The 25,816-nt window shown below is 67.8% G+C and carries 21 protein-coding genes and 1 pseudogene; 9 read left to right on the top strand and 13 right to left on the bottom strand.

All coding sequences use genetic code 11. The features are described from left to right. Genes ASD15_RS15015 through ASD15_RS31730 form a run of 5 tightly spaced genes read right to left on the bottom strand, consistent with a single transcriptional unit; the run spans window position 1 to window position 6,631 of the window. A complete protein-coding gene (locus tag ASD15_RS15015) occupies window positions 1-1,368 on the bottom strand; it encodes an HD domain-containing phosphohydrolase (RefSeq protein WP_229418192.1) in 1,368 nt (455 codons plus the stop codon). Then, window positions 1,365-2,873, bottom strand: coding sequence for an ATP-binding protein (locus tag ASD15_RS15010; protein ID WP_082551848.1), 1,509 nt, complete (start codon window positions 2,871-2,873; stop codon window positions 1,365-1,367). Before ASD15_RS15010 ends, ASD15_RS15015 begins: the two co-directional genes overlap by 4 nt. A 22-nt stretch (window positions 2,874-2,895) precedes the next feature. Beyond that, window positions 2,896-3,732 (bottom strand): HDOD domain-containing protein, encoded by an 837-nt coding sequence (locus tag ASD15_RS15005; RefSeq protein WP_057155765.1) that lies wholly within the window; start codon window positions 3,730-3,732, stop codon window positions 2,896-2,898. A 2-nt stretch (window positions 3,733-3,734) separates the two neighbouring features. Next, window positions 3,735-4,070, bottom strand: a complete 336-nt coding sequence (locus tag ASD15_RS15000; protein ID WP_057155764.1) for a hypothetical protein — start codon at window positions 4,068-4,070, stop codon at window positions 3,735-3,737. Further along, window positions 4,067-6,631 (bottom strand): EAL domain-containing protein, encoded by a 2,565-nt coding sequence (locus ASD15_RS31730; RefSeq protein ID WP_162249902.1) that lies wholly within the window; start codon window positions 6,629-6,631, stop codon window positions 4,067-4,069. Before ASD15_RS31730 ends, ASD15_RS15000 begins: the two co-directional genes overlap by 4 nt. A 333-nt stretch (window positions 6,632-6,964) precedes the next feature. On the opposite strand from ASD15_RS31730, the gene ASD15_RS14990 reads away from it, so the two are divergent. Next, complete coding sequence (locus ASD15_RS14990) at window positions 6,965-7,324, top strand: hypothetical protein (protein WP_057155763.1); 360 nt, start codon at window positions 6,965-6,967, stop codon at window positions 7,322-7,324. Here the strand turns inward: ASD15_RS14990 and ASD15_RS14985 are convergent. The 6 genes from ASD15_RS14985 to ASD15_RS14960 all read right to left on the bottom strand — a co-directional run bounded on the left by ASD15_RS14985 (window position 7,321) and on the right by ASD15_RS14960 (window position 13,020). Further along, window positions 7,321-8,202: a universal stress protein gene (locus ASD15_RS14985; RefSeq protein WP_057155762.1), complete on the bottom strand. Its 882-nt coding sequence runs from the start codon at window positions 8,200-8,202 to the stop codon at window positions 7,321-7,323. The genes ASD15_RS14990 and ASD15_RS14985 overlap by 4 nt on opposite strands. Before the next feature lie 53 nt (window positions 8,203-8,255). Then, window positions 8,256-8,744 carry a hypothetical protein gene (locus tag ASD15_RS14980; protein WP_057155761.1) on the bottom strand — a complete coding sequence of 163 codons (489 nt, stop codon included), beginning with the start codon at window positions 8,742-8,744 and terminating at the stop codon, window positions 8,256-8,258. A gap of 10 nt (window positions 8,745-8,754) precedes the next feature. Next, complete coding sequence (locus ASD15_RS14975; protein WP_200953972.1) at window positions 8,755-9,639, bottom strand: hypothetical protein; 885 nt, start codon at window positions 9,637-9,639, stop codon at window positions 8,755-8,757. Between the two features lie 60 nt (window positions 9,640-9,699). After that, window positions 9,700-10,491 carry a 2-oxo-tetronate isomerase gene (gene otnI / locus ASD15_RS14970; protein ID WP_057155760.1) on the bottom strand — a complete coding sequence of 264 codons (792 nt, stop codon included), beginning with the start codon at window positions 10,489-10,491 and terminating at the stop codon, window positions 9,700-9,702. A 100-nt stretch (window positions 10,492-10,591) separates the two neighbouring features. Continuing rightward, window positions 10,592-12,010, bottom strand: coding sequence for a DEAD/DEAH box helicase (locus ASD15_RS14965; RefSeq protein ID WP_057155759.1), 1,419 nt, complete (start codon window positions 12,008-12,010; stop codon window positions 10,592-10,594). Window positions 12,011-12,237: 227 nt separating this feature from the next. Next, window positions 12,238-13,020: an inositol monophosphatase family protein gene (locus ASD15_RS14960; protein ID WP_057155758.1), complete on the bottom strand. Its 783-nt coding sequence runs from the start codon at window positions 13,018-13,020 to the stop codon at window positions 12,238-12,240. Window positions 13,021-13,200: 180 nt separating this feature from the next. Here ASD15_RS14960 and ASD15_RS14955 point away from each other — a divergent pair. Together ASD15_RS14955 and ASD15_RS33825 are read left to right on the top strand one after the other, a co-directional pair. Beyond that, window positions 13,201-13,962 (top strand): annotated as a pseudogene (locus ASD15_RS14955) (RNA methyltransferase); the annotation flags it as partial. Next, a complete protein-coding gene (locus tag ASD15_RS33825; protein ID WP_373888183.1) occupies window positions 13,955-14,092 on the top strand; it encodes a PT domain-containing protein in 138 nt (45 codons plus the stop codon). The pseudogene ASD15_RS14955 and the gene ASD15_RS33825, both read left to right, overlap by 8 nt. On the opposite strand, the gene ASD15_RS14950 is transcribed toward ASD15_RS33825, so the two are convergent. Beyond that, a complete protein-coding gene (locus ASD15_RS14950) occupies window positions 14,046-14,741 on the bottom strand; it encodes a hypothetical protein (protein ID WP_057155757.1) in 696 nt (231 codons plus the stop codon). The two genes, ASD15_RS33825 and ASD15_RS14950, sit on opposite strands and share 47 nt — an antisense overlap. Before the next feature lie 103 nt (window positions 14,742-14,844). Here ASD15_RS14950 and ASD15_RS14945 point away from each other — a divergent pair, with 103 nt between their 5' ends. The 6 genes from ASD15_RS14945 to ASD15_RS14920 all read left to right on the top strand — a co-directional run bounded on the left by ASD15_RS14945 (window position 14,845) and on the right by ASD15_RS14920 (window position 23,780). Continuing rightward, entirely contained in the window at window positions 14,845-15,366 is a 522-nt protein-coding gene (locus tag ASD15_RS14945) for a hypothetical protein (RefSeq protein ID WP_057155756.1), read from the top strand. Further along, entirely contained in the window at window positions 15,363-17,051 is a 1,689-nt protein-coding gene (locus tag ASD15_RS14940; RefSeq protein ID WP_057155755.1) for a GMC family oxidoreductase, read from the top strand. Before ASD15_RS14945 ends, ASD15_RS14940 begins: the two co-directional genes overlap by 4 nt. 1 nt (window position 17,052) lies before the next feature. Then, window positions 17,053-18,003, top strand: coding sequence for an alpha/beta fold hydrolase (locus ASD15_RS14935; RefSeq protein WP_057155754.1), 951 nt, complete (start codon window positions 17,053-17,055; stop codon window positions 18,001-18,003). Window positions 18,004-18,148: 145 nt separating this feature from the next. After that, a complete protein-coding gene (locus ASD15_RS14930) occupies window positions 18,149-19,294 on the top strand; it encodes an ATP-binding protein (RefSeq protein WP_057155753.1) in 1,146 nt (381 codons plus the stop codon). Between the two features lie 27 nt (window positions 19,295-19,321). After that, a complete protein-coding gene (locus tag ASD15_RS14925) occupies window positions 19,322-22,954 on the top strand; it encodes an EAL domain-containing protein (protein WP_057155752.1) in 3,633 nt (1,210 codons plus the stop codon). Further along, on the top strand, window positions 22,896-23,780 hold the full coding sequence (locus ASD15_RS14920) for an ABC transporter substrate-binding protein (protein ID WP_157200947.1): 885 nt from the start codon (window positions 22,896-22,898) through the stop codon (window positions 23,778-23,780). Before ASD15_RS14925 ends, ASD15_RS14920 begins: the two co-directional genes overlap by 59 nt. A gap of 10 nt (window positions 23,781-23,790) precedes the next feature. On the opposite strand, the gene ASD15_RS14915 is transcribed toward ASD15_RS14920, so the two are convergent. Then, window positions 23,791-25,791, bottom strand: a complete 2,001-nt coding sequence (locus tag ASD15_RS14915; RefSeq protein WP_057155751.1) for a SagB/ThcOx family dehydrogenase — start codon at window positions 25,789-25,791, stop codon at window positions 23,791-23,793. Window positions 25,792-25,816 lie beyond the last annotated feature (25 nt).

Genomic DNA, 25,816 nt, shown 5'->3' with positions numbered 1-25,816 from the left:
CTATTTCCCTTTGAACGGCCGCACCCGTATCGACAAGCGCCCCTCGCTCTTCGCTTCGAAGTCCTGCACCTGCTGGATCATGCGCGCGTCCAGCACGTGGTCGGCCGCCAGCAGCATCAGGCCGTCGCGGCTGACCAGGTCGCGCGCCAGCACCATGCCGGGCACCAGTTCGCCGGACAGCATTTCCACCCCGTTGGCCTCGTCGCCGGCGCCGCCGTCGACCACCTGGCGGAAGGCGTTCACCACGTTGGGGTCGTAGCGCTTGCCGCTGGCGTTGACGATCAGCGACTTGGCCTCGTCGGCGCGCAGGTGGCGCTGCACCATGGCGCCCTGCTGCAGGTTGTAATAGTCCACCGCCAGCGCCAGGATGCGCGCGCCCAGCGGGATGGCCAGGCCGGCCAGGCCGTCCGGGAAGCCGTTGCCGTCGAAGCGCTCCAGCTGGGCGCGCAGGATGGCGGCGCTGCCGCGCAAATCCTCCAGCGGCATCAGGAGCTGCTCGGCGCGCACCGGATGCTTGCGGAACAGGCCCAGCTCCTCGCCGTGCAGCATGGTCAGCGGCGTGGCCAGCATGGCGTCGCTGTAGCCGATCTTGCCCAGGTCGTGCAGCAGGCCGGCCACGAAGATGTCCTGGATCTCCCTGGCGTCCAGCTTGAGCTTGGCGGCCATCTTGCGCGCCAGGTCGGCCACCTGGCGCGCGTGGCCCGACAGCGCGCCGCCGCGCATTTCCAGCATGCTGGAGATGACCTTGATGGTGGTGACGAAATTCTGCTTGAGCTTGTCGTTCGCGGCCACCGCCGCGTCGCGCGACAGCTTCAGCTGCAGCGTGCGCGCCTCGACCTTGGCTTCCAGGCTCTGGTTGAGCGACTTCAGTTCCTCGTTCTGGCGCAGCGTGAGCGCCTCCAGGCGCTGCTTTTCCTGCTCCAGCGCGCGCCGCTCGAGCGCGTGGCGCACCACCAGCAGCATGTCGTTGTCGTCCCAGGGCTTGGTGATGTAGCGGTAGATCTCGCCGCAGTTGATCGCGTCCTGGATGGACTGGATGTCGGAGTAGCCGGTCAGCAGCAGGCGCACGGTGTCGGGCCAGCGGTCCTTCACTTGCGCCAGGAAGCGCGCGCCGTCCATTTCCGGCATGCGCATGTCCGAGATGACCAGGTCGACTTTTTCCGTTGCCAGCACGTCCAGGCCCAGCGCGCCGCTTTCGGCCAGCAGCACGCGATAGCCCTTGGCGCGGAACAGGCGCCGCAGCGAGGCCAGGATGTTGGGTTCGTCGTCCACGCACAGCAGGGTGGCCGCCGCGGCGGGCGCCGGCGGCATGGCGGGTGCGGTTGCCGCGTCTGCTGCAGTGTCGGCGGGTTTGATGGCTGAGTTCATGCTGGCCCTGGTCCTTGCTCCGGTGCTGGCCCGGGCTGCGCTTCTTCATGGCGCACCGGCAGCAGCACGCGAAACGTGGTGCCGGCGCCGACGGTGGAGTGCACCGTGATGCTGCCGTTGTGCTTGCGTACGATGCCGTAGGCCATGGACAGGCCGAGGCCGGTGCCCTTGCCGATCGGCTTGGTGGTGAAGAAGGGATCGAAGATGCGCGACAGGTTGTCCGGCGCGATGCCGCCGCCGGTGTCCCGCACTTCCAGCCACACCTGTTCGCCCGCGTCGTCGGCGCCGGTGCGCACCGTGATGGTGCCGCGCTCGGCGCCGATGGCGTGCGCCGCGTTTACCACCAGGTTCATCACCACCTGGTTGAGCTGCAGCGGCAGGCACTGGATGTCGGGGATATCGCCGTACTGCTTGACCACGTCGGCCTTGTACTTGACTTCGTTGCTGACGATGTTGAGCGTGGAATCGATGCCCTGGTGCAGATTGGCCCACACCCATTCCTGGTTGGCGTCGACCCGCGAGAAGTCCTTCAAGTCCTGCACGATGTGGCGCACGCGCACGATGCCTTCCTTCGACTCGTTCATCAGCGAGGGGATGTCCTCGCGCAGGAAGTCCAGGTCCAGTTCCTCGCGCATGGCGCGCAGCCGTTCGGCCACGGCCGCGTCGGCCACGTGCGGCTCGGCGTCGCGGTAGGCTTGCAGCGCGTCGAACAGGCTGCCCAGGTAGCTTTGCAGGGTGCCGAAGTTGGAGAAGATGTAGCCGATCGGGTTGTTGATCTCGTGCGCCACGCCGGCGGCCAGCTGGCCGATCGAGGCCAGCTTCTCGGACTGCAGCAGCTGCTGCTGGGTCATGCCCAGCTGTTCGTTCAGCGCGGTCAGCTCGATGTTGCGGCGGCGCAGTTCGGCGTCGGCCAGCTCGCGCTGGCGGATGTCGTCCTCCAGCCGCTGGTTGGCCTCGGCCAGCTGGGCGGTGCGTTTTTCCACCAGGTGTTCCAGGTTGTCGTGCGCCTTGCGCAGCGCGTTCTCGGCCACCCGCCTTTCGGTCACGTCGCGCAGGGTCTGGATCGCGCCCGCGACCCGGCCGCCCGCGTCGCGCAGCGGCGCGGCCGTGAAGTGCAGCCAGTGGCCGCTGGCGCCGATATTGGGGAAGAAGTCCTCGTCCTCGTAGGCGCCCGGGATCAGCGCCGAGCGCTTGTGCTTTTCGCGGTAGTACTCGCTGGCGGCCGGGTCCACGCCGGACACGATCAGGTCGGCCAGCAGCGCGCGCTGTTTGGGGTAGAACGCTTGCCAGTGGTTTTGCGTGCCCACCATTTCCGCCGTGCTCCAGCCCAGCAGGTGTTCGCAGGCCTTGTTCCAGTGGGTGATGGTGTGCGTGGTGTCGATCACGAAGGTGGCCACCGGATGGCCGTCCAGGAAGGCCGACAGGTCGAAGGCGGGCACCGTGTCGGCGGCCCGGGCCGCAGGGGCGGCGGACGTGGCGGCGGTGCTGGCGTGGCTGGGGAACATGGCGGCTCCGTTCGGTTGACCGTCAGCTGACCAGGATCTGGCTCAGGTCGTGGAAGGTGCGCTCGGACTCGGCCAGCACTTCCATGCAGACCTGGTCGCTGAGCGCGGCCGCGCGCCAGGCTTGCCAGCCCAGTGCCGGCACCAGTTCGTCGCTGCGGCCGGAAAATTCCAGTCCGTGCGAGAAGGCGTCGGCCAGGTGCACCGCCAGGGCCAGCGACGGCGCATCCAGTCCTTCCGCGTCATGGTGGCTGGCGACGGCGTGCTGTATCTGATGCGGAAACTGCCAGCGCGCGGCCAGCGCGCCGCCGATGCCGGCGTGGTCGAAGCCGAACACGGCGCGCTCGGCATCGGCCTGGTAGCAATCGTGCTCGCGGCGGTAGGCTTCCATCTGTGCGTATTCCTCCGGGTAGCGGGTGGCCAGCACCAGCGTGCCGAGGTCGTGCAGCAGGCCGGCGATGAAGGCGGTGTCCGGGTTCTGGCGCAGCGGCCGCGCCAGCGCGCGGGCGCAGGCGGCCGTGCCCACCGAATGGCGCCAGAATGCCGGCAGGTCGAAACTGCTGCCGGCCGCGCTGCGGAAGCTGCCGGTGATCGAGCACGCCGTCACCAGGGTGCGGATGTTGTGCACGCCCAGCACCGCCACTGCCTGCTGGATGGTGGTCACGCGCGAGGGCATGCCGTAGAACGAGGAATTGGCCAGCCGTAAGGTCTTGGCCGACAGCGACTGGTCCAGCGCGAGCTTGCCGGCCAGCACCTGCATGTCCAGCCCTTCCTGGCCCACGCAGGCCAGCAGTTCACCCACCACGGCAGGCAGCGAGGGCAAGTCTTGCACACGGCGGGCGACGTCTTCCATGGTCGGCATGATCAGCTCCGGCTGCGGTAATCGGCGAGCAGGCGCAGCAGCTCTCCGGTGGCTTCCGCCTGCGCGCTGTGGCGGAACAGGTGCTGCAGGCGCTGCAGGGCTTGCTGGCGGCGCGCGGCGGCCTGTTCGGCCGTTTCCGGCGCGGGCGGCACCAGCACGCTGCAGCTGGCCACGCCGCGCCGGCGCAGCGAGTTCAGGCTGCTGTCGCTGAGCACGGCGCCCGGCGGCAGCAGCACGGCGCCGTGCGCGTCCAGCAAGGCTTCGGCCAGCACCATGCCGGCGCTGGCATCGTCCAGGTCGACTACGGTGCTGACACCGTTGGTGCTGGCACTGCTCATGCTGCCTCCTCTTTGCGGCTCAGTGTGATCAGGCTGCCGCGCGAGGTGGAACTGGCGCCCATCGGGTAGACGTCGACCGCGAAGCGCACGCCGTCGATGTCGGCCTCGTGCGTGCCGGGCGCCCGGCGGCTGCCGGACGCCATGGCCTCGAAGCCGTCCCCGGCCGGGAACAGTTCCGGCAGCACCACGCAGGCCTCGTTGCCGAGCAGGGCGCCGCCGCCCCGGAACAAATGGTCGGCGGCTGCGTTGATGAAGGCGATCATGCCCAGGTCGTCCATGCCGATGACCGGCAGCGGCAGGTGCTGCAGCAGTTCGCGCGCCACGTTCAGGCTGATCTCGTCGCGGCTGATCTGCTGCTGCTTCTGGCGCAGCACGTCCTCCAGGCGGCGGTTGGCCGAGGCCAGCTCGTGGTTGACGGTGCGCAGTTCCAGGTTCAGGCGCTCGTTCTCGTCGGCGATTTCCTTGAGCCGGAATGCCTCGGCGATGTGGCCGCGCAACTGCTCGTCTTCCCACGGCTTGGTGAGGAATTTGTAGATCGCGCCCTCGTTGACGGCGTCCGTCACCGACTGCAGTTCGGTATAGCCCGACAGCATGATGCGCAGCGTGTCCGGATACAGTTCCTTGGCCTTGCGCAGGAAGTCCGCGCCCAGCATGCCCGGCATGCGCTGGTCCGACACGATCACGTCCACCGCGTGCCGTGCCAGCACGTCCAGGCCCTCCTGGCCGCTGTTGGCGGTGTGGATCTGGTATTCGTCGCGGCGCAGCAGGCGCTTCAGTGACGAGACGATGTTCTGCTCGTCGTCCACCAGCAGCAAGGTGCGCTGCTGCTTCTGCACCCGCAGCAGGTGCGGCGACAGGCGGCGGTCCTCGCGCAGCAGCGTCTGCACCTCGTCCGGCGTGAGCGGGGCGGCGAAGAAATAGCCCTGGATCAGGTCGCAGCTGTGGCGGCGCAGGAAGTCGCACTGCGCCTCGCTTTCCACGCCCTCGGCCACCACCTGCATGCCCAGCAGGTGGGCCATGGAGATGATGGTCTTGGACAGCGCCGCGTCGCCGCTGTCGGTGACGATGTCGCGGATGAAGGCGCAGTCGATCTTGACGGCGTCGAAGGCATAGCGCTTCAGGTTGCTCAGCGAGGAGTAGCCGGTGCCGAAGTCGTCCAGCACCAGCGCCACGCCCAGCGTCTTGAGCGGCTCCAGCAATTGCAGCTGGTCGGCGCCGGCGGCGGTCTCCTGCGGCAGCGCCGCCTCGGTGATTTCCAGCGCCAGGGCCGACGGCGGCAGGCCAAACGCGTCCAGCGCGGCGGCCACCTGGGCTGCAAACTGGCGGTCGCGGCACTGTTTGGGCGAGACGTTGACGGCCACCCGCACCGGCGCCAGGCCGGCGTCGCGCCAGGCGCGCAGATCGTGGCAGGCGCGCCGCAGCACCCAGGCGCCGATGGCGCCGATCAGGCCGGCCTCTTCGGCCACCGGCACGAAACGCTGCGCCGGAATCAGGCCCAGCACCGGATGTTGCCAGCGCACCAGCGCCTCCAGGCTGGCCACCGCGCCGCTGCGCAGGTCGGCCAGCGGCTGGTAGCGCAGCTGCAGCTCCTCGCGGAACACCGCCAGCCGCAGCGCGGCCTCCATGCCGATGCGCTCCAGCGTGCGGTGATTCATTTCCGAGGCGAAGAACTGGTAGTGCGCGCCGCCCAGTTCGCGCGCGCGGGTCAGCGCCATGTCGGCGTAGCGCAGCAGGGTGGCGCCGTCGCGCCCGTCCTGCGGGCTGAGCACGATGCCGATGCTGGCGCTGGCATGCACCTGCTGGCCTTGCAGCGTGAAGGCAGGCGCCAGTGCCGCGAAGATGGTCTCGCACACCGAGATGGCGTCCGACGGGCTGGCCACGTCGCCCAGGATGACGACGAACTCGTTGCCGCCCAGCAGGGCTACCGTGTCGTCGCTGCGCACGCTGGCGCGCAGCCGTTCGGCGGCCCCGGCCAGCAGCTGGTCGCCGCCGGCGTGGCCCAGGCTTTCATTGATGAAGGCGTAGTTGTCGATGCCGATGCACAGCAGGGCCAGCTGGCCGCCGTGGCGCTGCGCCTGCAGCAGTGCCTGCTGCAAGCGGTCGGTGAACAGGTGGCGGTTGGGCAGCCCGGTGACCCTGTCGTGCGTGCTGTGGAAGGCCAGCCGCTGCTCGCGCTCTTTCAGCTCGGTGATGTCGGTGACGATGCCGATGTAGTGCGCCAGTTCGCCGTGCTGGTCCGGCACCGGCGACAGGAACAGGTCGTTCCAGAATGGCGTGCCGTCCTTGCGCTGGCTGCGCAGCACCATGCGCGCGTCCTCGCCGCCGGCCATGGCGCGGCGCAGCGCCGGCAGCGCGGCGGCGGCCTGTTCGCCGTCCGTGTCCTGCAGGAACAGGCAGTCGCGTCCCAGCAGCTCGTCCTGGCCGTAGCCGGTGATACGGCAGAACGCGGGGTTGGCGTAGATGATGGGGCAGGAAGGCTGGCGCGCGTCGGCGATCAGCACGCCGTTCGAACTGGCGGCCAGAGCGCGGGCGGACAACTGCGGCATGGCATCCAATTCCATCGGGCTTTTCCTATGGGTGGGCAGCGGACAGGGACAGCAATTGATTTTTATTATACGGCCGGCACGGCGCTCTGTGCGCGCCCGCACGGAAGCGGAACGGCCCGGCGGGCAATCTCGGCAGCGGTACAGGCTTGGTGTTGCAGTCCAACAACCGGCGCAAGAATTCATTTGACGCGCTGGTGGCAGCTTATATAGTTGCTACAATAAAAATACCGATACATGATCTGAAAAGCGTCCTCAAGCCCCATGCTAGACATGGATCATGGCAAAGTTGCCCGAGCCGGTACATTATTCGCCAGAAGAATGCTAACGAGTTGAGAAGGGGGAACGTCAATGACACAGGCATGGGTAGTGTTGACACGCCCGGACGGACGCGACGTGGCCGCGCCGACCGAATCCCAGCTGGCTGCGGCGCTGGCGGAAATCTACAGCGGCGCCGCGCACGGCCCGGATGGCGGTCCCGGCACGGCGGTGCTGCGCTTCGGCTACGACGACGGCCTGATGTACGAGGTGGAGGTGGCCAGCGGCGGCGACATCTGTTTTGCCGAATGGTCCGACCGCGACTGCGAGATCGCCCTGGCCAGCCCGCGCCGCATGGCCGGCGCGCCGCAGGCCGACGCGCTGCAGCTGTGGAAGTGGCTGGCGCAGCGCCAGGTGGCCAAGATCCGCGACCAGTCCTGGTCGGAAGGCTAGTGCGCCATCAGCACCGGCACCGTCATGCTCTCGAGCACGGTGCGGGTGACGCCGCCCAGCAGCGTTTCGCGGAAGCGCGAGTGGCCGTAGGCGCCCAGCACCAGCAGGTCGCAGTTTTGCTCGGCCACCAGCGACAGCAGCGCTTCGCCGGTGCCGGTGGGCCGCTTCAGCAGGCCGGCGCGCGGCGACTGGCGCAGCAGCACGTCCGCCTCGATGCCGTGGCGCGCCAGGTATTGCAGCAACTCCGCGCCGGGCGCGTCGCCATGCAGCGCGCGCTGGTTGTCCGCATCGAACACGGCGACATGCACGCGCTCGGCGCGCCGCAGCAGCGGCAGCGCCTCGTGCACCGCGCGCGCCGCTTCCCTGCTGGCGTTCCAGGCCAGCATGACGCGCCGCGCCGGACCGCCCTGCGCCGACGCGGGCAGCGGCAGGCCGGCGTACGGCACCACCAGTACCGGGCGGCCGGAATGGGTCAGCACCTGGGCCGGAAAGTCGCTGCCGGCCGAGGTTGACACGTGTTCCGGGTCGGCCTGGCCGATCACCACCAGGTCGGCATGGCGCGCCATCACGCTCAGGCCTGCGCCCGGGTCGTCGTCCACCACGCGCTGCGCGAAGTCCTGCAGGCCGAGGCGCTGGACCAGCGGGCCGAACTGCTCCAGCGCGCGGTTGGCGCGTTCCCTGAGGAAATTGAGGTGCAGGGCCAGGTTGGGGTCCTGCTCGTCGACGATGGCGTTCTGGTACAGCGCGCGGGCGATGCCGGTCATGGCCACGCCCAGCAGGTGGCCATCGTCCTGCAGCGCCAGTTCGACCGCCAGCCGGATGCGTTCGGCCACGCGCGGGGCTTCGTCCACGTGCACCAGGATGCTTTTGTAAGACATGCTGCGCTCCTTGAGGAGAGGGGGCATGTCTTTGATTATAGGCCGCCGCGGCGCTAGCCGGCGCTGCCTTCGGTGCGCTCCCCCGCGCCGCTTTCCTTGAGCTGCGCGTAGTGCTCCTTGATGCTGTCGGCGACGGCGGGCACATGTTCGGGCTTGCCGGCCGCGATGGCGGCGGCCAGGCCCAGCATGTCGGCCGTGATGCCGATCACGTCCTTCAGCCGGCTGGCGTGGCGGATGCGGCGCTGCGCCACTGCCACCAGGTCCAGCAGCACGCGCTGCGGTTCGCCCAGGCCGGCCGCCGCCAGCACGGCGGCGTCCACGTACAGGCGGTTGGCGCGCTGGCGCAGCGCGACCTCGTTGTCGAACAGCGCCTGCGCCGCGCCCTGCGAGATGCCTTGCTCCAGGCTGACGCTGGCGGGCGCCGCGCCGCCTGGCGGCTTATCGCGGATCGCCTTCATGATGCGCCGGTGCAGCGCGTCGGCGCAGGCCGACAGCGCGTCGGCCAGGGCTTCGACATCGGCGGCGGTGATGGACCGGGTCATGGCGTTCTCCTCATTCGGTGACAGGGGCGGCGCCGGCCACGGCCGCGGCGCTGGCGCGCAGGGCGTCTCGGCTTGCGGCCAGGGTGCTGCGCGCGGCCGGATCGTCCGGCCGCGCCATGTGCGCCGCCAGCGCCAGATGGGCCGCCGCGATGGCCGCCACATGCTTGGCCGCCAGCGTGTGGCGCAGGCCGGCCAGGCGGTATTCGTTGCGCTTGGCCTGCCGGTGCGACTTGGCCAGCGCCGCCAGCAGCCGGTCGCGCGGTGTGTCGGCGAACGGGATCTCCACCTCCAGCATGCCCAGCACGGTGTCGCGTTCGTTGTCGCTGCTTTTGCTGTAGTAGCGCAGCAGGTTCTGCATCGCCTCCAGCAGGGCCTGCAGTTCCTGGTCGCCGTCGCGCACCATGGCTTGCACGGCGCGCTCCTGGTAAGGCTGGCTGGCCGCGCGCGCCAGCAATTGCGCCAGGCCGCTGTAGGCGTTCACGTGGCGGTCGGTCAGGCCGGTTTCCGGCCAGGCCTTGATGCTGCTGCCCATGGCCTTGAGCGGCTGCTTCAAGTCGAACGTGTCGCCGCCGGCCAGCCTGCCCAGGGCCTGCATATAAAGCGCAACTGCCTCGTGGATGGCCATCAGGTCCGGATAAGCCGCGCGCCGGCGTGCGTCGGCCAGGCGCTCGCGCTGCTCGGCGGCCGGCGACAGGTAGGGTTGCTGGCGGATATAGGTGTCGCGGAAGCGCTGGGTCAGGTCGGCGTAGCCGCCCAGTTTGGCGGACTCGGCGGCAAATTCCCGCGCCTCGTCCAGGCGCGGATTGCTGGCGCAGCCGCCCAGCATCAGCAGCAGGACCAGCAACAGCAGGCACGGGGTGGCCGGCGCGATGGCCGGTAGGCGGGGCGGTTTCATCGGTCCTCTCCCAGGCAGGAAAGGATCTATATTGCTCCCTGCAAAGATTTGGACCTTGCGCTAGCGCAAACCGGAATCAGCCAGGCGCGCCAGCCAGCCCAGGCCGTCTGTGGTGGCCGCCAGCGGATTGTATTCGCAGCCCACCCAGCCCTCGTAGCCCAGCTCGTCGAGCAGCTTGAACAGGAAGGCATAGTTGATCTCGCCGGTGCCCGGCTCGTGGCGGCCGGGGGTGTCGGCCAATTGCATGTGGCCGATTTGCGGCAGGCAGGCGCGGATGGTGTTGGCCAGTTCGCCCTCCATGCGCTGCATATGGTAGATGTCGTATTGCAGGAAAATATTCGGCCGCGCGCAGGCGGCGATGATGTCCAGCGCCTGCCGGCTGTGGTTCAGGAAATAGCCGGGGATATCGTAGGTGTTGATGGGCTCGATCAGCACCTGGATGCCGTGTTCGTGGCAGCGCTCGGCAGCGTACTGCAGGTTGCTCACCAGCGTTTCGCGGGCGCGCTCGGGCGCCAGGCCGCCGGGCAAGATGCCGGCCATGCAGTGCAGCCTGGTCACGCCCAGTTCGGTGGCGAAATCGATGGCTTGCTGCACGCCGTCGCGGAACTCGTCGGCGCGGCGCGGATCGCAAGCCATGCCGCGGTCGCCGGCCGCCCAGTCGCCGGGCGGCATGTTGTGCAGCACCAGCTGCAGCTGGTTGCGGTGCAGGCGCTGGTTCAGCTGGTCCGGGTCGTAGGCATAGGGAAACAGGAACTCCACCGCATCGAAGCCAGCCTGGCGCGCCGCAGCGAAGCGGTCCAGGAACGGCAGTTCGGTAAACAGCATGGACAGGTTGGCGGCAAACTTCGGCATGACGGGTTGAAAAAGCAAAAAAGGGGTCAGGGTTAGTTAAGTATATAACTTAATTAACCCTGACCCCATTTTGCCTCCCGGCATGCCGGGAGCAGGGCGCTTAGCGGCCGCGGCCGCCGGAGCGGTGCGGAGGCGCGGCGCGCGGGGCGCTGCGGCCGCCGCCCGGGGCTGCCGGAGCACGGCCGCCGCCGGCGTTGCCGCCACCGCCGCCGCCAGTGCCGCCGGCGCTGCGCGGTTTGCCTGCGCCGCCGGCGCTGGCGCCCGTGGCCGGCTTGCTGCGGCCATTGCCGCCGCCGCCCTGGCGGGGCGCGTTGCGATGGTGGCCGGCGCCGCTGCGCAGCTGGATGGGCTGGGCACGCGCGGTCGGGTCCGGCTCAAAGCCTGGGATCACTTCACGCGGCAGCGTCTGCTTGATGAGCTTTTCGATGTCTTTCAGCATGATGTGTTCGTCCACGCACACCAGCGATACCGCTTCGCCGGTGGCGCCGGCGCGGCCGGTCCGGCCAATGCGGTGCACATAGTCTTCCGGCACGTTCGGCAGGTCGTAGTTCACCACGTGCGGCAGCTGGTCGATATCGATGCCGCGCGCGGCGATGTCGGTGGCCACCAGCACTTGCAGCGTGCCATCCTTGAACTCGGCCAGCGCGCGGGTGCGCGCAGCCTGGCTCTTGTTGCCGTGGATGGCCATGGCGCCGATACCGTCGTTGCCCAGCTGCTCCACCAGCTTGTTGGCGCCATGCTTGGTGCGCGTAAACACCAGCACCTGCGTCCACTTGTGGGTGCGGATCAGGTAGGACAGCATCGGGTGCTTCTTGTCGCGGTCGACCGGGTAGATCTTTTGCGCGATCACTTCCACGGTGGAGTTGCGGCGCGCCACTTCGATGGTGGCCGGGCTGTCCAGCAGGTTGTCGGCCAGGGCCTTGATCTCGTCCGAGAAGGTGGCCGAGAACAGCAGGTTCTGGCGCTTCGGCGGCAGCGCGGCCAGCACTTTCTTGATGTCGCGGATGAAGCCCATGTCCAGCATGCGGTCGGCTTCGTCCAGGATCAGGATCTCGACCTTGCTCAGGTCGATGGTCTTTTGCATCATGTGGTCCAGCAGGCGGCCCGGGGTGGCGACCAGGATGTCGACACCATGCTTGAGCTGCTTGATCTGCGGATTGATGCTGACGCCGCCGAAAATGACGGCGGAGTTCAGGTTGGTGTACTTGCCGTACACGCGCACGCTTTCCTCGACCTGGGCCGCCAGTTCGCGGGTCGGGGTCAGGATCAAGGCCCGGATCGGGCGCGCGGCGGTGCGGTTGCTCTGCTTGGCGCCGTTGGCGTCGGTGGACAGGCGGTGCAGGATGGGCAGGGTGAAACCGGCGGTCTTGCCGGTGCCGGTCTGGGCGCCGGCCAGCAGGTCGCCGCCGTTCAGTACAGCCGGAATCGCTTGGGTCTGGATAGGCGTCGGCGTGGTGTAACCGGTTTCGGCGACAGCGCGGACGATGGCGTCAGACAGACCAAGGGTAGAAAATGACATGATGACTTTTAGTTAAGATCGGCTCGTCGCCTTTTGGGCGCCAGTCAGAGGCAATCAATTTTTACTCGGGGTGGCGGCCATGGACTGGTCGAGGTGCCGCTTTGCCGAGTATAACAGCTAGTTGTCGTTCAAGTTGCGGCAAGGAAATGAAAAAGGGGCCGCAGCCCCTTTTATTTTGTAACAAAGTTACTTAAATTGTGACTTTATCAATCAAAGTCGTGCAAACCTCAGGCAAATTCCGCCAACAGGCCGATCATCTGGCCGAGCACCTTCGGGCTGCCGGCGATGACGTTGCCCTTGTGCAGGTAGTCCGACTCGCCGTTGAACTCGGCGATGATGCCGCCCGCTTCCGACACCAGCAGCGCGCCGGCGGCGATGTCCCAAGGCTTCAGGCCTTTTTCGTAGAAGCCGTCCAGGCGGCCGCAGGCCACATAGGCCAGGTCCAGCGCGGCCGAGCCGGCGCGGCGCACGCCATGGCTGCGTTCGGCCATGATGCCGTACATTTTCAGGTATTCAGTCAGCGCGGCAGGGTTGCCGGCCTGGTAGCCGGTGCCCAGCAGGGCTTTGGCGATACGGTCCAGCTTGCCCACCCGGATGCGCTTGTCGTTCAGGAAGGCGCCGGAACCCTTTTCAGCGGTAAACAGGTCGTTGCGCACCGGGTCGTAGACCAGGGCCAGCGTGATGACGCCGCGGTGCTGCAGGGCCATGGAAATGGCGTACTGCGGGAAGCCATGGATGAAATTGGTGGTGCCGTCGAGCGGATCGATGATCCACAGGTACTCAGTCTCGTCGTTCACATTGGCCGAGGCGCCGGATTCTTCGCACAGGAAGCCATGCTCGGGGTAGGCTTTGCTCAGTACCTCGATGATGGCCTGCTCGGCAGCGGTATCGACATCGGTGACGAAGTCGTTGTGTTGCTTCTCATTGACGATGACACGGTCAAGGTCGAAACTGGCGCGGTTGATGACGGCGGCGCCGCGGCGGGCGGCTTTGATAGCCGTATTGAGCATTGGGTGCATGGTAGCTTCCGTGAAAAAAACGCTGCTGCCCGCCGGGCGCGTTGCATCTCGGCAGGGTGGCGTATAGCAATGTGAAAAAGCGATTGTGAGAAAGAGCGGTGCGGGAACGGGTTGGAATGGTTAGAATGCCACCGAAATCCATCTCGAACGCGCGTAATGGCGCTATTTTAAATGATGCAGCCTCAAAATACAGCGACTCTTTTTCACCGCCTGCGAATAATTCTGGTCGAAACTAGTCGTCCTGGCAACATTGGCTCGGTGGCGCGCGCCATGAAAACCATGGGTTTTGCCGAGCTCGTGCTCGTGACGCCGCGCTTCGAAGGCATGCTGGAGCACGAGGAGGCGGTGGCGTTCGCCAGTGGCGCGCAGGACATCCTGGCGTCGGCGCGCATCGTTGGCAGCATGGCCGAGGCGCTGCAAGGCATCAACTTCGCGGCCGCCGTGTCGGCCCGGCTGCGTGAGTATTCGCCGCCGGTGCTGGCGCCGCGCCAGTTCGCCGAACACGCGGCCGCTGCCCCGGAGCTGCATGCGGCGCTGATTTTCGGCAACGAGCGCTTCGGCTTGCCGAACGACATCGTGGAGAAGTGCAACGCACTGATTAATATCCCGGCCAACCCGGATTACTCGTCGCTGAACCTGGCGCAGGCTGCCCAGGTACTGGTGTACGAGTGCAGGATGGCGGCGCTGGCGGCCATCACCGAGGCCGCCGCGCCGGCCGAGCCGGCCATCGGCTTCCAGGGCGAGGCGGCCAGCCTGGCGCAGATCGACGGCATGTATGCGCACCTGGAGCAGGCGCTGGTGGCGCTAGGCTTCCTGGACGCGAACAACCCGCGCAAGCTGATGCCGCGCCTGAAGCGCATGTTTTCCCGCACCCAGCTGGAAACCGAGGAAGTGAACATTTTGCGTGGCATTGCGCGCAAGATAGCTGACAAATGCGCCGACAAATGCGCCGACAAACCAGCCGACAAACCAGCCGACAACCCAGCCGACAACCCAGCCGACCAGCCCGGGTAAGTTCAGATATCGAACGGCGCCGCGTGGCCGCCGTACAGCCGCTCCATGATGGCGCGCTCGCGCCCGGTGACGGCGGCGACGAATTCGCGCGGCCGTTTCATGCGCTTGAAGGCTGAGAATCCCCGCTCCAGGAATTGCTGCAGGCTGCCGAGGCCGGCCAGCCGGGCCGGGCCGCGCATCAGCATCAGGGTGCCGCTCAGCATCGGCACCCGCACCAGCTGGCTCAGCGAATCGCCCAGCGCCTGTACCAGGTCCAGCTGGCGTTCGCGGTCGGCGCGCGTGAGGGCCAGGCGGTAGGCGGCGATATAAGCGGCGTCGCTAAACTGCGGGCCCAGCAGGCGGGCCATGGCCGTGTCCAGCCGTTCAGCCAGCGCGTCCAGCTGCATCGCCTCGGTGATGGTTTGCAGCGCGTCGGCCGGCAGCACGCGCTGCATGGTGGGCGCGATGCGTTCCAGGTCGGTGTCGCGCTGGCTCAGGTCGTGGGTGCCGTACAGCTCTTCCAGGAAAAACTCGGCGGCCTGGCGGGTGTCGGGGGCGGCCAGCAGGTCGGCATGGGTGCGCGCCAGGCGCGCGGCCTGGAAGGTTTTCAGTGCCAGCCGCGCCGATTGCAGGGCCGGATCGCGCCCTGCCGCCTGGCGTTCCAGCCGGGCGGCGCGCAATTGCAGTTCCAGCGCACTCGTGATGGGTTCATTCTTCATGGTGATTTTTTACCAGAAGCAAATAGATGCGTGGCTCTATTTTTGCACGCGGAACGCGCGGATCTTTGGCGTACACTGCAAAAAACACTGGAATATCAGAGACATGCTGAACCGCAGAACCTTTTTGAAAACCGGCGTGCTGGGCGCGCTGGCGCTGGCCGCGGGCGGTGCGCTTTACCGCACCGTACAGGGCGCCGCACCGCTGCAGCGCTACGTGCTGAACGGCGAGGCGCGCGCCGTGCTGGTGGCGATTATTCCGGCCATCGTCGGCCCCATGCTGCCGCCGGGCGAGGCCGCGCGCAATGCCGCCGTTGCCCGCACCACCGATGGCGTGCAGCAAGCCGTCGCCAGCCTGCCCCTGAGCACGCAGAAGGAAGTGCAGGACCTGTTTGGCCTGCTGGCGCTGGCGCCCGCGCGCCGCCTGTTGGCGGGCGTGCCGGCCTGGAGCGAAACCACGCCCGCGCAGGCCGCCGCCTTCCTGCAGGACTGGCGCCTGCACCGGCTGCAGATGCTCCAGACCGCCTACCACGCGCTGCATGACCTGGTGCTGGGCGCATGGTATGCCGATCCCGCCAGCTGGGCCGCCATGGGCTATCCGGGCCCGATCAAGGAGCTGAGCCGATGAACGCCGGCCAAAACGCACACCCGAATGTGATTCCCGACCCGATCCGGGCCGGTCTGGCCTCCGGCTGGAAAGTGATCGATGGCGCCGCGCTGGACGGCGACCGCACGCTGGAGGCCGACGTGGTGGTGATCGGCAGCGGCGCCGGCGGCGGCGTGACGGCCGAGCTGCTGGCGCTGGCGGGCCTGAGCGTGCTGATCCTGGAAGAGGGCGCGCTCAAGTCGTCCAGCGATTTCAAGATGCGCGAAGCGGACGCCTATCCCACGCTGTACCAGGAGGCCGGCGCCCGCAAGACGCGCGACAAGGGCATCAATATCCTGCAGGGCCGCACGGTGGGCGGGTCCACCACGGTGAACTGGACCTCCAGCTTCCGCACGCCGCCGTCCACGCTGGCCTACTGGCAGCGCCATTTCGGCCTGGCCGGCTACACGCCGGAAGCGATGGCGCCGTGGTTTGCCATGATGGAGCGGCGCCTGCACATCGGCCCCTGGGAGGTGCCGCCCAACGAGAACAACGACCTGCTGCGGCGCGGCGCGGACAAGCTGGGTATCCCCACCGCGTCGATCCGGCGCAACGTGAACGGCTGCTGGAACCTCGGCTATTGCGGCATGGGCTGCCCGACCAACGCCAAGCAATCGATGCTGGTAACCACCATTCCATCCGCGCTGGACCTGGGCGCCAGCTTGCTGACGCGGGTGCGCGCCGAGCAGCTGGTGTTCCGCAATGGGGCGGTGGACCACCTGCTGGCCAGCGCGCTCACGGCGGATGGCCTGGCGCCCAGCGGCAAGCAGGTGACGGTCAAGGCGCGCCACTATGTGGTGGCGGGCGGCGCCATCAACTCGCCGGGCCTGCTGCTGCGCTCGGGCGCGCCCGATCCGCACGGCCTGCTGGGCAAACGCACCTTCTTGCATCCGACCATTATCTCGTCCGGCGTGTTCGAGCAGCGCGTGGACGGCTACGCGGGCGCGCCGCAATCGATCTACTCGGACCATTTCCTGGAGACGCAGGCCATCGACGGCGCCATGGGCTACAAGCTGGAGGCGCCGCCGCTGCACCCGCTGCTGCTGTCGACCACCATGGCCGGCTTCGGCGAGGAGCACGCGGCCATGATGCGCCAGTTCCCGCACGTACAGGGCTTGCTGGCCCTGCTGCGCGACGGCTTCCATGCAGAGGCGCCGGGCGGCAGCGTGGCGCTGGATCAGCACGGCGCGCCGGTGCTGGATTACCGCCTCACGCCCTACGTGTGGGACGGCGCCCGCCGCGCGCTGCTGTCCATGGCCGAAATCCAGTTTGCGGCCGGAGCGCGCAGCGTGTTGCCGGTGCACGAGCTGGCGCGCAGCTACACCAGCTGGCAGCAGGCGCGCGAGGCGATCAACGGGCTGCCGTTCAAGAATTTGCTGATGCGGGTGGTGTCGGCGCACGTGATGGGCGGCTGCGGCATGGCGGCCGACGCGCGCCACGGCGTGGTGGACGGCAACGGGCGCTACCACGGCGTGGCCAACCTGTCGGTGCACGACGGCTCGCTGTTCCCGACCTCGATCGGCGCCAATCCGCAATTGTCGATCTATGGCATCGCCGCGCGCCTGGCCAGCGGCCTGGCCGAGCAGCTGACCGGCAAGCCTGCGCCCGGCTTTGCCGATGCCGGCGCCGGCACCCCCATGCCCCTGGTGCCGGCCGCGCGAGGCTGACATGGCACGCCGCCTCATGCTCGCCATCCTGCTGCTGCAGCTGTGCTTCGGCCTGGTTATGGCGGCGCTGGCGGTGTATCTGGGGCGGCAGCTGGGCTGGGCCGGCCCCGGCTGGCTGGCGGCGCTAACGCTGGGCCTGGTTAGCGTGATACTGGTCCGTATGGTAATTTCTGGTAACAATTTTCGCATGGCGCGCCGCGCCGGTGGGCCGGTCGCGGCGCCGTACGCGCTGGCGCCGGCAGGTTTCGCGCGCATGTTTGCGCGCGAATTTGCCTCCTCCATGACAATACAGACATGGACCATGTTGCGTCCGCGCACCACGTTGCATATTGCGGAGGGCAACGCCGGGCCGCCGGTGCTGCTGCTGCACGGCTACGCCTGCAACGGCGCCTATTGGAGCAGCCTTGCGGCGCGCCTGCGCCGGGCCGGCGTCAGTTATATGACAGTGGACCTGGAACCGCTAGGTGCGGGTATCGACCACTACGCGCCGCAGATCGACGCCGCCCTGCAGCAGCTGTGCGTCGCCGCCGGCCAGCGGCAGGCGGTGGTGGTGGGCCACAGCATGGGCGGCCTGGCCGCGCGCGCCCACCTGCGCGCGTACGGCAGTGCGCGCGTGGCGCGCGTGATCACGCTCGGCACGCCGCACCACGGAACCGCGCTGGCAGGCTTCGGCCCCGGCCTGAACGCGCGCCAGATGCACCGCAATTCGGACTGGCTGGCGGCGCTGGCCGCCTCCGAGACCCCGGCAGTGCGCGCGCTGATCGTGTCGTTGTGGTCACACCACGACAATATCGTGGCGCCGCAGGACTCGGCCCGGCTGCCGGGCGCGCGCAACGTGGAATTGGGCGGCATCGGCCACGTGGCGATCGGTTCCCACCCTGCGGCCCTGCGCTTTGTGCTGGACGAAGTTGCCAGTTTGTCGCGTGATTGTGTTAATTTGGAAACAAAATAGACAGCCCGGCTCGCCTTAGGTAGACTGCATTGAGAAGCGGCAATTCATAGCGTGGCCACCGGTCCGGCTTGTGTGACTATTGGTGAGAATCCGCGCGTGCGGTTGCTGTATGGTGATGCATGCATGCCCAGCACAAGGCAAAACGATGCCAACTGACTTCGCCAAGCTGATCCTGGAGGAATTGCCCGAGGCCGTCGTCGTGACGAGGCCGGGCGGGGAGATACTATGCTGGACGCGCCGCGCGCAGGCCATGTTCGGCTACACCCAGGCGGACGCTCTGGGCCGGCGGCTGGACCAGCTGGTGCTGGCGCCCGGGCAGGAGGACGATGGCCACGCCATCGAGCAGCACATCATCGAACACGGCGACGCGCGCTATGAGGCGCTGTGGCGGCACCGAGACGGCACGCCGCTGCCGGTGGAGTGCGCCGCCAAAACCATCACGGCCGACGGCCGCACGCTGTTGCTGTGCACCGTGCGCTGCCAGTGCGACCGCCAGCGCCATCGCCCGGACCTGGCGCTGCAGGAACAGAACCTCGCGCTGGCAAGCGAACTGAACGATGCGCACCGCGCCACCGACCTGTTCTTAGCCAGCATGTCGCACGAGCTGCGCACGCCGCTTCATGCCATCATCGGCTTCGCCGGCACCATGCTGATGCGCCTGCCAGGCCCGCTGACCCAAGAACAGGAGCACCAGCTGCGCACAGTGCAGGCCAGCGCGCGCCAGCTGCTGGCGCAGATTAACGATTTGATTGACCTGAGCAAGATCGCTTCGGGTAAAGTGGAGTTGAAGCTGGAGCCGCTGGAGTGCCACGCCGTAATCGCGGAGCTACTTCCAGTATTCCAGCCGCAAGCGCATCAGAAGGGTCTGCAGTTCGATTTCAACGCGCCGCACGACGATGTCAATGTGCACTGCGACCGGCGCGCCATGCAGCAGATCGTGAGCAAGCTGGTTAACAACGCCATCAAGTTTACCGACAGCGGCGCGGTGCGCATCGAACTCGACACGGCCGACGTCGACGGGCGCGCGTGCGCCACGGTCAGCGTGAGCGATACCGGGGTCGGTCTCGCGCCGGAACTGCAGCGCATGCTGTCGCGGGCCTTTCGCCCGCTGGACGGCGACGCCGGCGGCGCCGGGCGGTTCGAATGCACCGGCCTGGGCTTGCAGGTGAGCTTGCAGCTGGCGCAGTTATTGAACGGGCAGATCAGTGTGGCCAGCAGGCCGGGGCGCGGCAGCATATTTACGCTTGCCGTGCCGCTGGAAGCGGCGCACGATGCCATAGAGAGAACATGAAAGCATGACTTTACCGGGAGCGCAAACGTGTCCGCACGCATCCTTATCATAGAAGACAATCCGACCAATATGGAGTTGATGGTGTACCTGCTCAACGCCTTCGGCTATACGCCGCTGATGGCGCATGACGGGGAAGAGGGCGTGGCCACCGCACGGCGCGAGCTGCCCGACCTGATCATCTGCGACGTGCACCTGCCCAAGCTGGACGGCTACGGCGTGGTGGCGCAGCTCAAGCAGGACCCGGCGCTGCGCCCCATCCCGGCGCTGGCGGTGACGGCGCTGGCCATGGTGGGCGACCGCGAACGCCTGCTGGCGGCCGGCTTCGACGGCTACATCGGCAAACCCATCGAACCGGACACCTTCGTCACCCAGATCGAGTCTTTCTTGCCGGGGGAGGCGTCGCCCCCGGCTAAAAACGACGTCGCCACGATCCTGATCGTGGACGATCATGTGCTCAACCGCGAGTTCCTGATGACCTTGCTGGGCTACGGCGGCCACCGGCTGCTGGAAGCGTCCAACGGCGCCGAAGGCCTGAAGATGGTCAGCGCCGAGCGGCCCGACCTGGTTATTTCGGACATCCTGATGCCGAATATGGACGGCTACGAGTTCGTTACCCGCATGCACAGCAACCCGGACACCGCGCACGTGCCCATCATTTTCTACACCGCCACCTACCGGGAGCGCGAAGCCATGGCGGTGGCCGAGGCCTGCGGCGTGCGCTGGGTGCTGCCCAAGCCGTCGGACCCGGACGTGATCCTGCGCACGGTGCGCGAAGCGCTGGGCGTCACGCCCGACGAGGAGGACAGCGTGCCGCAGTTCGCGCCCGAGCCGCCCAGCGGCGGGCGCTTCCTGGACATCGACCACAAGGTGGCCGAATACCTGGGCGAGCTCGAATCGAGCAGCGCCCTCATTTCGCAGCTGGCCAGCACCGGCGACGGGCGGGACACCGGCGCCGAGCATCTGACGTCGATGACCGAGCGCCTGTCGCGCTCCCTGTCCAGCCTGCAGGCGGTGAGCCTGCGGCTGACTGCGCTGATCGAGCTGGGCATCGAGCTGGGCGCCGAGCGCGATCCGCAGGCGCTGATCGAAGCGGGTTGCCGCGTGGCGCAGAACATTTGCGTGTCCAAGTACGCCTGCATCGGCGTGCTCGAATCGGGCGCGCAGGAACTGAGCCACTTTGCCGCCTGCGGCGTGGGGCAGCAGGCGCGCCTGATCTCAAGCACGCCGCGCGCCGGGGTACTGGGCGGGCTGCTGGAACAGCGCCAGCCGGTGCGCATCGACGCACTGCCGGGCGACCCGGCCGCCATCGGCCTGCCGGACAGCCATCCGCCGGTGCATTCCTTCCTCGGCGTGCCGATCGCCTCGCGCGAGCGTACCCACGGCTGGCTGTACCTGGTGGACAAGCTGGGCGCGGCCAGCTTCAGCGAAGTGGACGAGCGCGTGGCCGCCACGGTGGCCGCGCAGATCTCGGTGGCCTACGAAAACCTGCTGCTGTACGACGAGATCCGCCGCCACCACGCCCAGCTGCAGCTGGACATGAACGCCCGCATCCGCCTCGACGAGGACCTGCGCCGCTTCCGCCTGGCGATGGACGCCACCGCCGACGCCATCTTCCTGGTCGACCGCGCTGGCATGTGCTTCGTGGACGTGAACGCGACCGCCTGCCGCATGCTGGGTTATTTGCGCGAGGATTTCCTGAAGGTGGGGCCGAACAAATCCATCGACGGCGACCTGCGCCGCCTGGAGGACTTGTACGACAAGCTGCTGGCCGGCGACCAGAGCGGCGCCATAGCCGAGCTGCTGTTGCAGCGCAAGGACGGCTCGCCGCTGTCGGTGGAAGTGCAGCGCCGCACGCTGCGCTCGGGCCAGAACTGGATCCTGGTGGCGGTGGCGCGCGATATCACCGAGCGCAAGGAAGCCGAGCAGCGCCTGCTCAAACTGGCCCACTTCGACACCCTGACCGGCCTGCCCAACCGCAGCCAGTTCTACGACTCGCTGACCCATTCGCTGCAGCAGGCGGCCGAGCACAAATGGGCGCTGGCGGTGCTGTTCCTGGACATGGACCGCTTCAAGAACATCAACGACACGCTGGGCCACACCATCGGCGACGAACTGCTGCGCCAGTTCTCCAGCCGCCTGGTCGATTGCCTGCGCGTGCGCGACACCATCGGCCGCTTCGGCGGCGACGAATTCGCCGCCATCCTGATGCTGCCGGAAGGGGCGCAGAACGCCATCGCGGTGGTGGACAAGATCCGCGAGGCGATGCGCAAGCCGTTCGACCTGAAAGGCCACGAGGTGACGGTGACGGCCAGTATCGGCATCTCCGTGTTCCCGGACGACGGCAGCGACGCCGACACGCTGATCCAGTACGCCGACACCGCCATGTACCGCGCCAAGGAAGCCGGGCGCGACGCCTTCCGCTTCTTTACCGCCGAGATGAACGCGCAGTCGCTGGCGCGGCTGGACCTGGAAAACGCGCTGCGGCGCGCCATCGACAACAACGAGTTTGTGCTGTACTACCAACCCAAGATCGACATCAGCAGCGGCCGCCTGAGCGGGGCCGAAGCGCTGATACGCTGGAAGCGGCCCGGCCACGGCATGGTGTCGCCCGCGCTGTTCATCCCCATCCTGGAGGAAACCGGCTTGATTGTGCGGGTCGGCAACTGGGTGCTGAACGAGGCCTGCCGCAAGATCGCCGAGTGGGGCAAGACCCGCATCGGCGCGGTGCACCTGTCGGTCAACGTGTCGGGCATCCAGTTCTTCGTCGGCGGCCTGGAGGAGGAGGTCATGCGCGCCATCAAGCAGCACGACATCGCGCCCGAACTGCTGGAACTGGAGCTGACCGAAAGCTCGCTGATGTCGAACGCCGAGGAAACCATCACGGTGCTGCAGAACCTGAAAAAGCTCGGCATCCAGATTTCCATCGATGACTTCGGCACCGGCTATTCCTCGCTGGCCTACCTGAAGCGCTTCCCGATCGACAAGCTGAAGATCGACATCGCCTTCGTGCGCGAAGTGACCAGCAACCCGGACGACGCGGCCATCGTGCTGGCCATCATCAACATGGCGCACAGCCTGAAGCTGCAGGTGATCGCCGAAGGCGTGGAGCGCGACGCGCAGCTGGCTTATCTGCGGCGCCACAACTGCGACGAAATGCAGGGCTACTACTTCAGCCGCCCGCTGCCGGAGGACGAGTTCGAGGTCATGCTGAGTGAGGGCAAATACCTGCAGGCGCCGGTGGACGAAAACCAGGTCGACCAGCAAACCCTGCTGATTGTCGACGACGACGCCTTCATGCTCGACGTGCTGAGCGACTTCCTGTCGCAGGACGGCTACCGCATCCTCACCGCGCAGACGGCGGCCGAAGGGTTCGACGTGCTGGCGCGGCACCAGGTGCAGGTCATCCTGTGCGATCAATGCATGCCGTTGATGAGCGGCACCGAATTCATGGAGCGGGTCAAGAACCTGGCGCCGGACACCTTCCGCATCATGCTGTCGGCCTACGCCGACCTGACGCCCATCATGGCGGCCATTAACCACGGCGCCATCGACCGCTTCTACACCAAGCCATGGAAGGGTGCGGTGCTGCGGGAGAACATTCGTGAAGGATTCCGCCTGCACAGCCAGCTGCATGGGCAGCAGCCCGTCCAAGCGGCATAGCGTGGCCGCCGGCCGGCTCCGGCGCGCGGCGCGCGCCTTGCTGGTGCTAGCCAGCGCTGGCGCGGCGCTTGCCGCATGGCCCGGGCGCGCCTGTGCGCAGGCAGGCGGTGCTGTGCCGCTGCGCATTTACAGCATCGACAGCAAGCCGGTCGGCTTCATGGACCGGGGCCGTCCGGCCGGCTTTGCGGTCGACCTGGCGCAGCAGATCCAGCAGCGCATCGGCCGGCGCGATGCGGTCCAGATCATTCCCTGGGCGCGCGCCAACACCATTGCCATGAATGAAGCCAATGTACTGCTGCTGACTGTTGCGCGCACGCCCGAGCGCGAGCGGCGGCTGGTGTTCGTGGGGCCGGTGTTCGTTGCGCATGTGTCCGTGTTTGCCTTGAAGGGGCGGGGCGCCGAGCTGCGCGCGCTGGGCGACGGCATCTACAAGCTGCGCGGCGGTGCGCGGCGCGGCAGCATTTTCGCGCAGCGGGCGCGCGACTTCGGCTACAGCATTACCGATGAGCCGGTCAGTTCCGAAGTGGCCGCTCGCATGTTGATGAGCAAGCGCTTCGAACTGTGGTTCGACGGCGAGGAGCTGGTGGGCCCGGCATTGGAGAAGGCCGGCTACGCGCGCGACGATGCGGAACTGGTGAAGCAGCTCAGCGTGGACGACGTCTACTTCGGCTTTTCCAAGGGTACGCCGCCGGATACCGTGCGCGCCTGGGACGCGGCGCTGCGCGACATGAAGCGCGACGGCGCGTTTTTGCGGCTGCACCAGTACTGGCTACCGCCGTCCTCGCTGCCGCCGGACTTGCGCGTGCACGGAAAAAGCACGCCCTGATCGCCTCTGGTCACCTGGCCGGCTGCCCGAGCGCGGCGAAGTGCAGCACCCAGCGCCCGCGCGCCTGTACCAGCGCAGCGGCTTCGTCGTCATAGAAGGCGCCGACAGGGCAGGCCGCCAGCCCCTGCGCGATGGCGCCCAGCAGCCAGCGTTCTCCCACCAGGCCAGCTTCCAGGAATGCATGCCGGTAGCCGCGCGCGCCATGCGCCAGCGCGCGCCCGGTGTCGACTGACAGCACCAGCACCACGGCCGCGTCGCCGATCACGTCCTGCGCCAGCGCCGCCTGACGTGCGCGGGCGGCAAAGTCCCCTTTAGCCACGGGCAGCAGCGCATGCTGCGGCAGATAGCGGTACAGGCCGGGCGCCAGGCCCGCCACGCGGTTCACCACCAGGTCGATGCGGATCGCTTCCGACAGTTGCGGGCGCTGCGCCATGTCCGCCAGGATGGTGGACAGCGCAGCCAGCGGCACCGGCCCGGACGTATAGCGCCGCACGCTGCGCCGCTGTGCGATGACGGCGTGCGCGCTGGCGGGCGCGGCAAGCGGCGCGGGCAAGCGCAAGGCGCCCGGCGGCAGGGCGTCTGCTGCAAAGCTGCCGTATGGCTGCGCAGCGGTCTCCGTGTGCCCTCCGGCGCGGGGCGGCAGCCGCAGCGACGTCGCCCGATGAATCACGCCAGTGGCGCCCAGCGCGGAACTTGCCTGCGGCGCTTGCGGAACCGGTGATGCCGGCGCCGCTGCCGAATATTCCTGCGAGCCTGGCTGTGGCGCCGCGCCAGGCATGGACGCCGGCACCGGGCCGTAACGCCGCAGCGCCATCATCGCCAGCACGCCTTCCTCCACGCCGTCGATAGCCAGCGCGCGTGCCGCCAGGGCCTCGTCGAATTGCGGCAGCAGCGTGGCGTGCATGCCGGCCTGGTGGCCCGCTATGCGCAGGTTTTCCAACAGGTGCCCCGCGTCGGCAGTGGCATAGCGGTATGCGCGGTTGTGATACTTGTAGCCCGTACGGCGGAAAATCGCACTCAGGACGAGCAGGGCATCGGCGTCCCGCGCGGCGGGCGCGCCCAGAGCATCTTCCGCGGCTGGCAGGGGACCTATCCATGCCAGCCGGTGCTGCTCCGGTCCGTAGTGGTACAGGCCGGGCGCCAGCCCGTCGATGTCGCGCGCGGCCACATACAGTTCGCTGGGAAACAGCGCACCGGAAGAGGGCGCAGCCCGCAGCGCCCGCCCGCCGCGATGCTCGGTCACGCCGGCTCCCAGGAAGAGAATCTGCGCTAGCTGGTCCAGCCGCAGGCGGCGTTGCGATGCGGACGCCGGTCCGCGCATGGCTGCCTGCAGCGGCTGCGAGGCCGGGCTGGCGGCAGGCAGCGCCACGTGCCGTGCGTTGGGATAGCGTTTGAACGGCTCCGGCGCATCGCCCCATTCTATGCCGGGCGCGCGCAGGAAGACGCTGCTGCGCGACTCGGACGACAGCGCGTGGTAGCGCAGCACCGGCGCCGCGCCGCCGATGCTGCCCGTGCCACCGGTGTTCGCCGCGTCGCCCGCGTTTCCAGCCAGCGAGGCAGTTCCGGCGTCCACATGCAGCGGCAGATCGCCTGCGCCATGGCGCAGGCCGAGGAAGTAGGCGGCCGCCAGCGCCGCCAGGACCGCCAGCGGCATGCCCAATGCGGGCGCGCCGCGCGGGCCGGCGCCGGCAGGGGCAGAGGCCGGCCGCGCCGCCGGCGCACGGCTGCGCAGCCAGTTCAGCACCAGCGGCAAGTTGAAACACAGATGAATGAAGACCAGCAGCAGCGTGGCATAACCGAACAAGTAGTGCCAGTCGAACACCGGCAACTGCTGGTTGGCGACCCAGAAGACTCCCAGTCCGGCCGTGCTGAGCAGATAGCACAGCAGCAGCACGCTGGTGTGCACATTGAGCGCCAGCCGTCCCGGCGTGCGCCCGCGCCAGCGCATTGCTGCCAGCCATACGGCGTACAGCAGCAGCGGCAATGCAACCCAGAGGATTTTCGGCGCCATCGGCACATTTTAGCGCCGATGGCGA

The organism is Massilia sp. Root351, assembly GCF_001425045.1.
Classification (GTDB): Bacteria; Pseudomonadota; Gammaproteobacteria; order Burkholderiales; family Burkholderiaceae_D; genus Rugamonas.
The sequence above is the reverse complement of the archived record's forward strand: the minus strand, read 5'-3'. Positions and strand labels throughout refer to the sequence as shown.